Origin of the sequence: Sphingobium phenoxybenzoativorans (assembly GCF_018286635.1) — a bacterium.
GTDB lineage: Bacteria > Pseudomonadota > Alphaproteobacteria > Sphingomonadales > Sphingomonadaceae > Sphingobium > Sphingobium phenoxybenzoativorans.
In genome coordinates this window covers 4,634,255-4,646,756 of record NZ_CP073910.1, presented here as the reverse complement: position 1 = coordinate 4,646,756, position 12,502 = coordinate 4,634,255, and the positions used below count along the sequence as shown (strand labels likewise).

Genomic DNA, 12,502 nt, shown 5'->3' with positions numbered 1-12,502 from the left:
GGGGAAGTCTAAGCCCCGGCGGAAAGGAGAGTCAACACATACGTTGACTGACGGCCTGTCGCCGTTTAGTCCTCTTTTCAAAATTACAGGCTGGTGCGTCGCCCGGCGGGCGGGGCGATCGGCGAGAGGAACCCGCATGCCCCATCCGATTGGCGACATCCTGAAAGCCTTTGCCCGCATCACTGGCCATTGGCCGGCGCGCGCCATGGAGGCGGCGCAGCGAATGGTGCGTAGCCGCTATGCATGACATCCCCGATTTTGCGATAAACCGGCGCACATTGCCGGACGGGACCGAACTGGCGTTCGTGCGGGAAGGGGCGGGCGGCGTTCCGCTGCTGATGCTGCACGGCTGGCCAAGCACGAAGCGGATATTCTACCGCAATATCGGGCCGCTGGCGCAAGCCGGTTTCGATGTCATCGCGCCGGACGCCAGCGGCTGGGGGGATTCCCCGCTATCCCCGCACGGCTATCCCGACCCGGTGCGTTCGGTGCATCAGTTCATCGACCTGATGACCTTGCTTGGACATGAGCGCTGGGTGCTGGCGGCTTATGATTTCGGATCTTTTTCCGCGCTCGACATGGTCAACCGGTTCCCGGAGCGCGTGATCCGCCAACTGATCTGGAATCCGATGGTCCCTTTTCTTCCGGACATCTATGAGCAGGCCGGATGCGGCGGCGATCTGATGAAGGAGAATCTGTCGCTCTCCAGCCATATTACCGACCATGGCGCCGATCCCGACGGTTTTGCGGGGCGCCTTGCGGACGATGAAGCGCGAAGGGCCTATGTGCGCGGTTTCTACCAGGGCCGCGTCTGGCGCGATGGCGGCCCTGTGCTGCGGCTGGCGGCCGAAGGATCGTTTGACGACGAGGCCGCCGATTTTCACGCCGAACCCTTCGGCGATGCGGAGTCCTTCCGCGCATCGATCAACTATTATGCCGCGCTGCTCCAGCCAGAGCTTCTGTACGCGCCGCCCTTGATTGCGCAGCGGGTCGGCACGGAAACGATGTTCCTTTATGGCGAGGCGGACCAGATTATCGGCCGCATCGTCACGCGCCGGGCGGAGGTCGCGTACGACCGGATCGTCGGCCCGTTCATTGTCGAGGGCGGCGGACATTTTCTGAGTTGGGAGCGGCCGGGCATTGTGAACGGCGCGCTGATCAGCCTCTGCCGCGACCTTCTGAAAGGCGGGCGGCCGTGAAATATAACCGCCTGGGGCAATCCGGCCTGTTCGTATCGGAATATTGCCTTGGCACGCCGGGGTTCGTGTCTGGCGGACCCGATGGAGTCAGTCTGGAGACTGTCGGATCGGAGGAGCGGTCGCGCGCGATCCTGGACGCGGCGCTGGATCGCGGCGTCAATTTTATCGACACCGCCGACTATTACGGCATGGGCCAGTCCGAAGACATGATCGGACGGATATTGGGCGCGCGCCGCCGGGATGTGGTGATCGCCACGAAAGCCGGGCTGCGGGTGGGACGCGGGCTTAACGATGCCGGATTGTCCCGCCGCCATCTGATCGCGAGTGTCGAGGGCAGTCTGAAAAGGCTTGGCACTGACTGGATCGACCTGTTCATCGTGCATCGCGTGGACCCGTACACGCCGCTCGAAGAAACGCTTCAGGCGCTCGACGATGTCGTCCGCCAGGGGAAGGTGCGCTATATAGGCTATTCCAATTGGCCCGCCTGGCTCGCATCGAAGGCCATCATGCTGCAGCGGCACCATGGATGGGCGCGCTTTATCGCCGCGCAAATGTATTATTCGCTGCTGGGCCGCGAGATCGAGCATGACAGCATAGCGCTGGCCGAGGACGCGGGCATCGGCATCATGGCGTGGAGTCCGCTCGCCAATGGGTTCCTGACGGGAAAATATACGGGCGGCGATCCGACCGGCGGCAATGGCCGACTGGCGCATTTCACGCTTGGCCCGCTGGATCGCGTCAAGGGCGACCGGGTCGTCGGCGTATTGCGGGAGATTGCGAAACGGCGTGGCGCGACGCCCGCCCAGATCGCGCTTGCCTGGGTCGCGCGGCAACGCGCGGTCGCGTCCGTGTTGATCGGCGTGAGCGATCTGGCGCAGCTACAATCCAACCTTCCCGAACCTGCGCCCGTCCTGGACGACCGGGATATGGGTGCGCTGGAGCAGGCATCCGCGATCCCCGCCGCCTATCCGGGATGGTATAATGCGATGATGGCCGATGACGCCGCCGCGCATGCCCTGGAAGGCCGGTACGATCCGGCTACGACACCCGTCGGCATGGACGCCTATCCCCGTTTCTATCTGGGCCGGGAGCCAGCGCGCTGAACATGCGAGGCACAAGAAAAAACCGCAAATCTATTCTAGCGAGGAGGACGTGGCATGGCGAAGCCGGTAATTGACGAAACCGCCGTATCGTCGGTCGAAACAGGCATTATTGTGCGCAACATAGAGGCGATGGTGCGCTTCTATATCGATATGCTCGGCTTTGAACCCTATGGCGAGACGAAGCTGGATTTCGTCCATGTCCGGGGTTTCCGGCTGGGCAATACGATCCTGAAACTCACCTATTTCTATGAGCCGGTCGATGCGCCGCTGGTGGAGGGGTTTGCGCCCGGCATGCGCTACCTGACATTGCGGGTATCCAATATCGGCGAAGCCTATGCCTCACTGATCGCGGCGGGGTTTGAGCCGTGGCTGGAACTGGAAACCGCGACTACGACCCGCGGCGTCGTCTACCAACATTGCGGCGTTTTCGATCCCGACCGGAATTTCGTGGAACTGGTGCAGGGCGAATCCTATTCCCCGCCAAGCCCGGCCTTCGCGCGTGGAGAGGTCGAGTAATTACGAAGGGCGGCGGACCGGCCGGTCCGCCGCCCCCATGTCGATCACAGCATGATCTGGCCGATGTCCACGCCCATCTTCACCTTGCCGTAAAGCTCTGACGTCGGCTCGATATCCAGGCCGCCATGGGTCCGCAGCACGTTCAGATCGCGGAAATAGCGTTGCAGCGAACATCCGTTGCGGAAGGAATCGCCCCCTGCGCCGTGCATGATGTCGTTTACCCCGTCACAGGCCAGCTTCGTCATATAGGATGACAGCATGCGTAACTGGGCGCGCTCGATCGGCTCCAGATGACGGTCGATCGACACCACGTTGCGCGCTGCGTCGCGCGCCAGCGAATCCAGTGCGTCGGCCAGCGCATAGGCGCGGCCAGCCCGCATCTGCGCTGCCGGCTTCTCGGCATAGGATTGGCCGGTATAGCTTTGCACCCGGCTGCTGATGATTGTGGAGAAGGTATCGGCTGCGCCCCGCAGCGCGCCCGCGATGACCGGCATGACTTCAAAGCTTAGCGCGGTCGTCACGGGCAGCTTGTAGAGGGGGTTGGCGTGGATTTGCGCCCCGGGGTGGGAGCCGTCCATGAGCTGGATGAACGACACCGCCTGATGATCGGGCACGAACAGCCCGTCCACGGCCACGTCGCGGCTGCCCGTACCCTGCATGCCCGCGATATGCCAGGTGTCGATTACCTCCACCTGCGCGCGCGGAACGCAGAACATATAGGGGTGCGGCGCCTCGCCCTCCGCCGTCACAATGCCGGTGAAGAACACCCAGTCGGCATGCGCCACGCCGGAACTCCACCCCTGCCGCCCGCTGATCTCAAACCCTCCCGCGACGCGCTTGCCCTTGGCGGTGGGCGCGACCTGCCCGGAACTGAGCACGAAGGGACCGGCGGCGAACGCCTCCTCCTGCGACTTTTCCGGGAAAACGGCATGCAGCCAATTATGCCCGATATAAAAGGACGTAACCCAGCCGGTGGACGGGCATGCCGCGGCGATCAGGCGGCAAACCTCGGTCATTGTGTCGACGTGCAATTCATATCCGCCGAAACGCTTGGGCGAGAGCATCTTGAACAGGCCCGCGTCGGAAAGGTCGCGAATGGTTTCGTCCAGAGGCGCGCGATTCTGTTCCGTGGCGGCGGCGCGGGCGGCGATGACGGGCTGCAATTCCCGCGCGCGGCCGATCAGTTCTTCTGCGATGTCCATTGCTATCCTCTCCGTCGCTTGCGAATGATCGATCATCCGGTTCGGACACAATCTGATCCCCTGGAGTATAAATAGTCAAGTGCCTATTTATGTCTGATGAGAAAAGCGCGCCCAAAAACCGCAGGCGGGGACGGCCGCCGGTGGGTGGCGCGGCGGAGATTCCCCGCGACCATTTGCTGCAGGCCGCACTGCGCGCCTTCGCGGAATCGGGCTATGAGGGCATGTCGATGCGGAGCCTGGCGGAGCAGCTCGGCATCAGCCACGGATTGCTCAATCTGCGTTTCGGCACGAAGCAGCAGCTTTGGGAGGCCAGTATCGAATATGGCCTGGAGAAATTCCGCAAGCGCATGATCGACCTGCCCAGGGAGGGTACGCTCGAAGGGCGTTTCAAGGCGGCGGTCGTTCAGGTTCTGGAGGCGATCCGCGCCGTGCCGGAGATGTTGCGGATTCTCAATCAGGAAGGAACAGTGCAGAGTGCGCGGCTGGACCATATCGCGGAAACGATTCTGGCGGACCGCTATTCCCGGCTGGAGGAAGTGATCGCCGAGGGCGCGCGGGCGGGCACGCTTCAAGAGACCCCGGCGCAGCTCATTACCGTGATGGTCGCACATGGCGGTGGCGTGCTGTTCGGCCTGAAGCCGCTGGCGCTCAAGCTGGGGCTGCTTGAGACCGGCGATGATCGGGAGCTGGATTCCCGTGCGCTGCAGATTGCGGATATCGTCTGGCGCGCCGTGCAACGTCCATCGACGGATCCGGCGGGTTCATGAAGCCGCGTCCCGTCAGGCGTTGGGGCCGAAATCTCCTGGCTCCAGAATCCTGAAATTGGCGGGCCGCTCCGACTCCGCCATATTCGCGGGCTGAAAGGTGAAGCAGGCGCCCGCCATGAATGGCAGGTCAGCGGCGAACCGGGCGTCGCGCGAACTGTTGGTTCCCAGGAACACCAAAAGCGCGCGGCGGATCAGCAGCGCTGCGGTCCGGATTTCGGGGTCGTTGACCTCCGGCGGCCAGATGGCGGCGCCCTGCAGGACATGCCCTTCGAAGGGGCCGGGCGAGATCACCTTCTGGTTGGCAATGGTCCACCGCAGGATTTCCACGCCATTGCGCAGCACATAGGCCTCAATCTCCCCGCTTTTGGTCCCTTGGCCGACATGGACGTCAAATATCAACGTGCCGATGGCCTTGGCGTTGGCCATGGCCAAGCGCGCAAGATCGAACAAATGGGTGCATTGCATGCCCTTGTCGATGGACTTGCCGGACTCGCCTTCCAACGGAGCGCCCAGAAGCGCCTGAAACTGTTCAAGCGCGCCGCCGCATGTGGACCAGGGCGTGCGGTTCGCGCTTGGCTCCAGCGCCGTGATGACGTTGCCGTCATGGGCCATGACGATCGAAAAATCATGAACGCAGTCCATGATGCGCGCGGTCACAAGATTAGGCCGGGACTCGATATGAATCTTGCGGTGAAGCGGCTTATATGCGCTGATATCGCCAGCATTCTTATGCATTGCAGGCCTCAAAAATTTTCTGGACGAAAATTATTTTTACATAAACAAAATAATTGTGCATTGTCGCCATTGCAAACATAGCAGAATTGTCAAGTCGGGAGCGGCGGCATGCCAGCAATATATGCGGATGAATTGTCGGCTGCTGTGATTGACCTGCGCCATATCGCCCTTGAGCGATAAGCGCGCCGGATGACTGAATCCTCTGACGCTTCCGGGAAAACCGTACCCGCGGTGCGCCGCGCGATCGCGATCCTGCGGCTGCTGGCGGATGCGGGCGGGCCGCTGAATCTATCCCAGATCGCGCGCGGCGCCGATATCGTGCCCAGCACGGCGCTTCACATATTGCGCGAACTTGCAGCGGCGCGGCTCATCATGATCGAGAGCAACCAGAAAACCTATCGACTGGGAACCGGCCTGCTGGAACTGGCGCAGGCCGTTGTCCGGCGGACCGAGTTTGCCGATATCGCCCGCCCCCTGCTTCAGGACATAGCCCGGCGCTTTGACGTGACGGCGATGGCGACGGCGGCGCTGGACCCGGATCACAGCGCCTGCGTCGCTTCGGTCAGCCCGTCCCATTCCATGTCGTTGAACGTCACCGTCGGCGGCCGGGTGCCGACATTGTCGGGGGCGGCCGGCCGCTGCGTCGCGGCGTTCAGCCCCACGCCCTTGCCGGAGTTGCGGAAGCGATTCTCCCGGATCCGGTGGCAGACGCCCTTCGATTTCGAAACCTGGCTCGGCCAGGTCGAACAGGTCAGGCAATTTGGCTATGCCGAGGATGACGGCCTGTTCGCCCGCGGCGTCACCACTCTCGCCGCTCCGGTATTCAATCCCGATGGAACCGTGACCAAGGCGGTGGGAATCGCCTCCATTTCCGCCGCTCCCGAAATGGATCGGCGCGAGGCCATAGCGGACGCCCTGAAAACTTCCGCGGATATTATATCGCGTCAGATGGCGGATTAGCCGCGCGCGCCAGTATTTTGCGCCAAGACAATATTTTTTTCTGTTGACAATTATCCTCCAGGCATGACAACGCTCCTCTTGTAAACACTGACGTTGACAGGCTATTCTGCAGCGCCGTTGGAGAGGCTTTCATGGCAAACATATTGTCGATGGGCGGAATGCCCATGATCGCGCAGGCGCGAAATTCATGACGGCCGCACTTCCCCTGCGCGGCGTCCGCGTCCTTGAATTATGCTGGGTGTGGTCCGGCCCCCTGCTGGGCCAGCTTCTCGCCGACCTTGGCGCGGAGGTGATCAAGGTCGAATGGTATAAGCGGTTCGACGTGTACCGGACGCGCGGCGTCGAGCGCCTTGCGGGCAAGATGCCGGAAGAAGTGCGGCGCGAAATGTCGCAGTCTTTCCACGGCCTCAACCGCAACAAGATCGGCGTCACGCTGGACCTCAAGGATGCGGACCATCGCGAGGCGTTTCTGGAACTGGTCGCGCAGTCCGATCTCGTCCTGGAAAACTTCACCTCCGGCACCATGGATCGCCTGAAGGTCGGATATGATGTGCTGGCGGCGGCGAATCCGGCGATCGTGCTGCTCTCGCTCGCGGGTTTCGGTTCGGCCTCCCGGCTTGCCGACATGCGCGCTTACGGCCTTGCGCTCAGCTCGCTGTCCGGTCTGGAAACCGGTGTGGTGGACCCGCGCGACGGCAGCTTTCTCGGCTCCCCCACCTTTGTCTCTTCCGATCCCAATGCCGCGAGCTACGGGTTGATTACCGCCATTGCCGCAGTCCTCGACGCGCGCCGCACGGGTCGCGGCGGACATGTGGAGATGTCGCAGCTTGAGGCGGCCGGCCATGTCGGCGCGGATGACGATGCGGAACTGGTGAAGGTCGCGCAGGAGCTGGGGCTGGACCCGGCTCTGCCCGGCGCGTCTACGGCCATCGTGCAGACGAGCGACGGCCAGCATCTCTGCGTCAACTGGGAGGGCCGCATCAACGTCGCCGATCTGGAGGAGCTGACCGAGGCGGCATCGATCCTGCCGATCGCCCAGGCGCTGCATATCATCGAGGCGGCAGGCGCCAGGGCGGTGAAGATCATCGAGGAAGCTGCGGCGTTCGGCGCTGGGGCGGCCAATGAGGGGACGCTGCTTTCGACGATCCATCCAGTGAGCGGCGTGGAGAATATCGTCGCCGCGCCCTGGTGGATCGACGGCAATCGCGCGCCGCTTCGCAAGACGGCGCCGACCCTGGGCGAAGGCAATGCCTATGTGCTCGGCCGCCTGCTGGGCTGGTCCCATGATCGCTACGCCTCGCTGTCCAACCCGCGGAGTGACGCTGCATGACTATGATCGGGACGGATAGGGACGAGGTTGGGTCCGGCATGGCCGAGCGCGCGCTGTGCGTAGGCGACAGCCATTTCGTCATCGTCGGCACCAATCGCGCGGTTCTGCACGCCGCGCGGTGGCTGCAGCAATTTGGTTGCCGCGTGACGGGCGCGCGTTCGCTTAAGGAGGCGCGCGCCATCAGCCCTGCGCCTCTCGCCCTGCTCATCGCCGGGGACGCGATTCCGGCGGACGCGGCGACGGCCGAGGGCGCGGTCGAAATCTATCTGTGGGACTATGAGGTGGATCGTCCCGGCCTTGGCGATTTCGCATCGGCCGTCTCCGGCGTCTCCACCGTGATCGGCGCGCCCGACGGCGCGCCGGGCGTGATGCCCGCGAAAATCCCGGAAAAATGGGCAGGCCTGTTCGGTGCGAGCCTGGCGCTCAGCCTGAAGGTCGCGCGCGACACCGACGCGAAAACCAGCCCGCGCAGGATAGACGTGTCCGCGGCCGACCTGCTGCGCGCCTTTGCCGAGCAAAATTCGGGCAACCATGCCGGCGTGCCCTATGGCTGGCGTCGCAACGGGCGCACCGCGATTGAGCATGGCGGGGTCTTTCCGCAGGGCTTTTTCCGCTGCCGCGACGGCTTCATGGCGGTGCAGGCGCGGTCGCGGCCAGACTGGCACGCCGTTCTCGCCGCGCTGGATGACCCGGAATGGGGGAAGGACCCGGCTTTCCAGAATCCCTTCCGCCTGTCGGAGGATGACTCCAAGGTTCTGCCGCTGCTCGATGCCGAGCTGATGAAGCGGGATCGCCGTCATCTTCTGGAACGCGCGATGGTCACGGGCGCGCCGATCGCGCCGGTGCTGTCGCTGGACGAAGCGAAGGCGTGGGACGTGTTCCGTCCCGCCTTCTTCGCGCCCGATGGTCAGCCGCGCCCGCCCTTCACGGTGCGGCGCGCCAAGATATTGGAGACACAGACGTCATGAGCTGGGGCACGATAACGCCTGAGAAGATCGCGGAGGCGGCGACCCTGATCGACGTGCCGCTGCGGCGCGACCGGATGCAGTGGATAGAGGCGGCGACGCGCGACGCCATCCGTCATTTCGCCTGGGGCATCGGGGACAATAATCCGCTGTGGCAGGATCGCGACTATGCGGCGCAATCGCCCTGGGGGAAGATTATCGCGCCGCCGTGCCTGCTCTATGCGGTCGACAATACCGTCGTCGCGCCCAAGCTGCCCGGCGTGCAGTGGATTTACGCCGGCACCGCCTGGACCTGGCACGAGCCGATCTTCATCGACGACAGCTTCCGGGTGGAGGCCCGCCTGGTGAAGCAGGAGGAAAAGAGCGGCCGCCGTTTCCCGACATGGGTGCTGCAGACCGGCGAGGTGCGCTTCTTCAACCAGCATGACCGTCTTGTCGCGACCGCGCTCGGCCGCTGCGCGCGCACGCCGCGCGGGGACAAGCTGGTGGAGGCGAAGGGCAAGGAGCATGTCGCCGCCAAGGAGCCGCACAGCTACACTGCCGAGGAAATAGAAAGAATAGAGAGCGAGGTGCTGGCGGAGCCGCGCACCGGCGACCGGCCGCTCTACTGGGAGGATGTCGAGGTCGGCATCGCGATTCCGCAGGTGGTGCGCGGGCCGCTCAGCATCGTGGACATTATGGCATGGTATTCCGCGCAGCAGGGCGCGCAGCCCTATGGCGGCGTGCATGGCGACGCGCTGCGCTATCGCCAGCGCCACGCGGACTATCATGTAAACAAGACGACAGGCGCGCGCGAGTCCGCCGGACGCGGCCATCTGGAGGCGAAAACCGGAGGCGATGTCGGCATGGGCGGGGCCTATGACATCGGGCCTCAGCGCATTTCCTGGGCGCAGCATATGCTGAGCAACTGGATGGGCGATCACGGCTTCCTGCACAAGCTGGACATCGCGGTCCGCCGGCCCAATCTGGTTGGCGACACCATCTGGTGGCGCGGCTGCGTGACGGGCAAGACGGTCAATGGCGACCATGCTGTTGTCGAGCTTTCCCTGATCGCCACCAATCAGGAGGGCGCGGAGTCGGCCAACGGCACGGCGACCGTCATCCTTCCCTCGCGCGACAAAGGGCCGGTGCGCTGGCCGGTTCACCTGACGGCTTGAGGGGGAGGACGGCATGCTCCTCCAAACCGTCGAACTGAACGCCTCGCTGGAGGTGGTCGCGGATATCGGCAATGATCTGGGCGAGGGACCGATCTGGGACGATGTGACCGGCACGCTGGTCTTTGTCGATTCCAATGTCGGCCGGGTCCATCGTTTCGATCCGGCGACGGGTGGTGTGTCGCATGTCGATGTCGGCCCGGTGATCGGCGCGGCGATCCCGCGGCGCAGCGGCGGCATGGTTGCGTCCTCGATCGACGGTTTGCTGGCGGTGGCGTCCACTGGCGATACGCGCCTGCTGGTGCCGATCGAGCAGGACAAGCCCAATCATCGTATGAACGACGCCAAGTGCGATTCCCGTGGCCGGTTGCTGTCTGGCACCTTGTCCATGCCTTTCGAACGCGGCGCTTCCGCCCTGTATCGCGTCGATCCCGATCTGTCTCTGCACCATGTGCTGCCCGGCGTGACCGTGTCCAACGGCATCGCCTGGAGCCCGGACGAGACCCGGCTCTATTATGTCGACACGTCGACACGCGGGATCGACTGTTTCGACTATGACATCGAAACGGGCGAGATTTCCGGGCGGCGGCGGTTTGTCGACGTCGACCGGGCGGACGGTTTCCCCGACGGCATCACCGTGGATGCGGAAGGCCATGTCTGGCTCGCCTTATACAAGGGCGGGAAGGTGAACCGCTACGACCCCGCCGGAAGGCTGGTTGGCCAGGTGACGTTGCCAGTGACCTGCGTCACGAGCTGCAACTTCGGCGGCGAAGGTCTGAAGGACCTTTACATCACCACGGCGCGCCATGGCCTGAGCGAGGAGGAACTCGCGGGCCAGCCGCATGCAGGCGCACTTTTCCGTTGCCGTCCCGGCGTGTCGGGATTGCCGAGCTATTTCTTTGCGGGATAAAAATATGACAGACCAAGGCAATCTTCCAGCGGCCCCGCACGGCGACCCCGATTATGAGGTCATCGTGATCGGCGCGGGCGTTTGCGGCATCTATCTGGCCTACAGGCTGAAGCAGATGGGCGCGCGCTTCACTGTCCTGGAGCGGGCCGGTGACGTCGGCGGCACCTGGCACTGGAACCGCTATCCCGGTTGCCGGTTCGATTCGGAAAGCGAGACCTACGGCTATTCCTTCTCCAAGGAATTGCTCAGCGAATGGAGCTGGACCGAGAAATTCGCGCCGCGCCACGAAACCGAACGCTATCTGCATCATGTGGTCGACAAGTTCGACCTTCGCGAGAACATGCAGTTCAATGCCTCGGTCGTCTCCACGCGCTGGGATGAGGGCGCTTTGTGCTGGCATGTCGGACTGGCGGATGGCCGCCAGATTACGACCCGCTTCCTGCTGACCGCGATCGGGCTGTTGTCCGCGCCGACGCCGCCGCGCTATGCGGGTGTCGACAGCTTCAAGGGACAGTCGTTCCACACCTATAATTATCCGGCCGAAGGGGTCGACTATACGGGCAAGCGGGTCGCCGTGATCGGCACTGGCGCGACCGGCGTTCAGCTCATCTCCGCAATCGCCGATCAGGTGGGCACTCTGACCGTGTTCCAGCGGCGGCCCAACTGGTGCGCGCCGCTCAACAACGGGCCGATTTCATCCGAGGATATGGCGGACATCAAGACCCGCTATGACGAGATTTTCGCGCGGTGCCATGCGACGCCCAGCGGCTTCCTGCACGATGCCGATCCGCGCAAGATGTTCGAAGTGCCGGCGGAGGAGCGGGAGGCGTTCTGGGAGGATCTCTACGCCGGATCGGGCTTCGGCATCTGGCTCGGCAATTTCAAGGACGTCCTTGTCGACAATGAAGCCAATGTCGAATTTTCGAAGTTCGTAGAGCGCAAGATCCGCGAAAGGGTGAAGGACCCGGCCGTTGCTGACAAGCTCGTCCCGCGCGACCATGGTTTCGGCACCCGCCGCGTGCCGATGGAGACCCGCTATTATGAGGTCTACAATCGCGACAATGTCCGCCTCGTCGACCTGAGCGAAACGCCGATCGAAAGCATCACGCCAACGGGTATCCGCACCAGCGCCGAGGAAATTCCGTTCGACATCATCATCTACGCCACCGGCTTCGATGCGGTGACGGGCGCGTTTGAGCGGATCGACTTCGCCGGCGTCGGCGGTGTCACGCTGAAGGAAAAATGGCGGGAGGGGCCAGTGGCCGCTTTCGGTCTCGCCGTCGCGGACTTCCCCAATCTCCTGACGGTGGCGGGCCCCTTGAGCGGATCGGTCGCGACAAACTTTCCGCGCGGTATCGAGGAAGCGGTCGACTGGTGCGCCGACTTTATCGCATTCCTGCGCGAGCGCGGCATTGACCGGTTTGAGCCGCATCACCAGGTCGAGGCGGACTGGGGCGAGCATGTCCAGCAGATGGCGAAGAAAATCCTGTTCGCGCAGCAGCAGTCATGGTTCACCGGCTATAATTCCAACATCGACCGGGACTATGAACCAAAGGCGATCGTCTATGCAGGCGGCGCGCAGCGATATCGCCGGGCGATCGGCGAACAGACGGAACAGGGGTATCCCGGTTTCAAGCTGAAGCAAGCGTAAGGAGAGGATA

At 63.5% G+C, this 12,502-nt stretch carries 12 protein-coding genes; 10 read left to right on the top strand and 2 right to left on the bottom strand.

From position 1 onward, the window contains the following. Positions 1–239: 239 nt before the first annotated feature. The 3 genes from KFK14_RS22985 to KFK14_RS22975 are packed head-to-tail and all read left to right on the top strand — an operon-like array spanning position 240 to position 2,818. A complete protein-coding gene (locus tag KFK14_RS22985) occupies positions 240–1,199 on the top strand; it encodes an alpha/beta fold hydrolase (RefSeq protein ID WP_212609281.1) in 960 nt (319 codons plus the stop codon). After that, positions 1,196–2,302 carry an aldo/keto reductase gene (locus KFK14_RS22980; RefSeq protein WP_212609280.1) on the top strand — a complete coding sequence of 369 codons (1,107 nt, stop codon included), beginning with the start codon at positions 1,196–1,198 and terminating at the stop codon, positions 2,300–2,302. Before KFK14_RS22985 ends, KFK14_RS22980 begins: the two co-directional genes overlap by 4 nt. Before the next feature lie 54 nt (positions 2,303–2,356). Further along, positions 2,357–2,818: a VOC family protein gene (locus tag KFK14_RS22975; protein ID WP_212609279.1), complete on the top strand. Its 462-nt coding sequence runs from the start codon at positions 2,357–2,359 to the stop codon at positions 2,816–2,818. Positions 2,819–2,862: 44 nt separating this feature from the next. Here the strand turns inward: KFK14_RS22975 and KFK14_RS22970 are convergent, their stop codons facing one another. Further along, positions 2,863–4,020 carry an acyl-CoA dehydrogenase family protein gene (locus KFK14_RS22970; RefSeq protein WP_070154825.1) on the bottom strand — a complete coding sequence of 386 codons (1,158 nt, stop codon included), beginning with the start codon at positions 4,018–4,020 and terminating at the stop codon, positions 2,863–2,865. An 89-nt stretch (positions 4,021–4,109) separates the two neighbouring features. On the opposite strand from KFK14_RS22970, the gene KFK14_RS22965 reads away from it, so the two are divergent. Beyond that, a complete protein-coding gene (locus tag KFK14_RS22965) occupies positions 4,110–4,787 on the top strand; it encodes a TetR/AcrR family transcriptional regulator (RefSeq protein WP_212609278.1) in 678 nt (225 codons plus the stop codon). Between the two features lie 12 nt (positions 4,788–4,799). Here the strand turns inward: KFK14_RS22965 and KFK14_RS22960 are convergent, their stop codons facing one another. Further along, a complete protein-coding gene (locus KFK14_RS22960; RefSeq protein WP_212609277.1) occupies positions 4,800–5,522 on the bottom strand; it encodes a DUF2889 domain-containing protein in 723 nt (240 codons plus the stop codon). 189 nt (positions 5,523–5,711) lie between these two features. On the opposite strand from KFK14_RS22960, the gene KFK14_RS22955 reads away from it, so the two are divergent. The 6 genes from KFK14_RS22955 (at position 5,712) to KFK14_RS22930 (ending at position 12,492) form a co-directional block, all read left to right on the top strand. Beyond that, positions 5,712–6,482, top strand: coding sequence for an IclR family transcriptional regulator (locus KFK14_RS22955; RefSeq protein WP_212609276.1), 771 nt, complete (start codon positions 5,712–5,714; stop codon positions 6,480–6,482). 187 nt (positions 6,483–6,669) lie between these two features. Then, positions 6,670–7,812: a CoA transferase gene (locus KFK14_RS22950; RefSeq protein WP_212609275.1), complete on the top strand. Its 1,143-nt coding sequence runs from the start codon at positions 6,670–6,672 to the stop codon at positions 7,810–7,812. Then, positions 7,809–8,780 (top strand): CoA transferase, encoded by a 972-nt coding sequence (locus KFK14_RS22945; protein WP_212609274.1) that lies wholly within the window; start codon positions 7,809–7,811, stop codon positions 8,778–8,780. The genes KFK14_RS22950 and KFK14_RS22945 overlap by 4 nt, the downstream gene beginning before the upstream one ends. Then, the gene (locus tag KFK14_RS22940; protein ID WP_070154815.1) at positions 8,777–9,934 is read left to right on the top strand and encodes an FAS1-like dehydratase domain-containing protein; all 1,158 of its coding nucleotides are present in this window, start codon (positions 8,777–8,779) and stop codon (positions 9,932–9,934) included. Before KFK14_RS22945 ends, KFK14_RS22940 begins: the two co-directional genes overlap by 4 nt. Positions 9,935–9,947: 13 nt before the next feature. Then, complete coding sequence (locus tag KFK14_RS22935) at positions 9,948–10,841, top strand: SMP-30/gluconolactonase/LRE family protein (protein WP_212609273.1); 894 nt, start codon at positions 9,948–9,950, stop codon at positions 10,839–10,841. 4 nt (positions 10,842–10,845) lie between these two features. Beyond that, entirely contained in the window at positions 10,846–12,492 is a 1,647-nt protein-coding gene (locus tag KFK14_RS22930) for a flavin-containing monooxygenase (RefSeq protein WP_212609272.1), read from the top strand. Positions 12,493–12,502 lie beyond the last annotated feature (10 nt).

Excerpts from the sequence above, each read along its gene's own strand:
- KFK14_RS22960 (WP_212609277.1), bottom strand. The coding sequence starts at position 5,522 with ATGCATAAGAATGCTGGCGATATCAGCGCATATAAGCCGCTTCACCGC.
- KFK14_RS22935 (WP_212609273.1), top strand. The coding sequence starts at position 9,948 with ATGCTCCTCCAAACCGTCGAACTGAACGCCTCGCTGGAGGTGGTCGCG.
- KFK14_RS22945 (WP_212609274.1), top strand. The coding sequence starts at position 7,809 with ATGACTATGATCGGGACGGATAGGGACGAGGTTGGGTCCGGCATGGCC.
- KFK14_RS22975 (WP_212609279.1), top strand. The coding sequence starts at position 2,357 with ATGGCGAAGCCGGTAATTGACGAAACCGCCGTATCGTCGGTCGAAACA.
- KFK14_RS22970 (WP_070154825.1), bottom strand. The coding sequence starts at position 4,020 with ATGGACATCGCAGAAGAACTGATCGGCCGCGCGCGGGAATTGCAGCCC.
- KFK14_RS22930 (WP_212609272.1), top strand. The coding sequence starts at position 10,846 with ATGACAGACCAAGGCAATCTTCCAGCGGCCCCGCACGGCGACCCCGAT.
- KFK14_RS22950 (WP_212609275.1), top strand. The coding sequence starts at position 6,670 with ATGACGGCCGCACTTCCCCTGCGCGGCGTCCGCGTCCTTGAATTATGC.
- KFK14_RS22955 (WP_212609276.1), top strand. The coding sequence starts at position 5,712 with ATGACTGAATCCTCTGACGCTTCCGGGAAAACCGTACCCGCGGTGCGC.
- KFK14_RS22965 (WP_212609278.1), top strand. The coding sequence starts at position 4,110 with ATGTCTGATGAGAAAAGCGCGCCCAAAAACCGCAGGCGGGGACGGCCG.
- KFK14_RS22985 (WP_212609281.1), top strand. The coding sequence starts at position 240 with ATGCATGACATCCCCGATTTTGCGATAAACCGGCGCACATTGCCGGAC.
- KFK14_RS22940 (WP_070154815.1), top strand. The coding sequence starts at position 8,777 with ATGAGCTGGGGCACGATAACGCCTGAGAAGATCGCGGAGGCGGCGACC.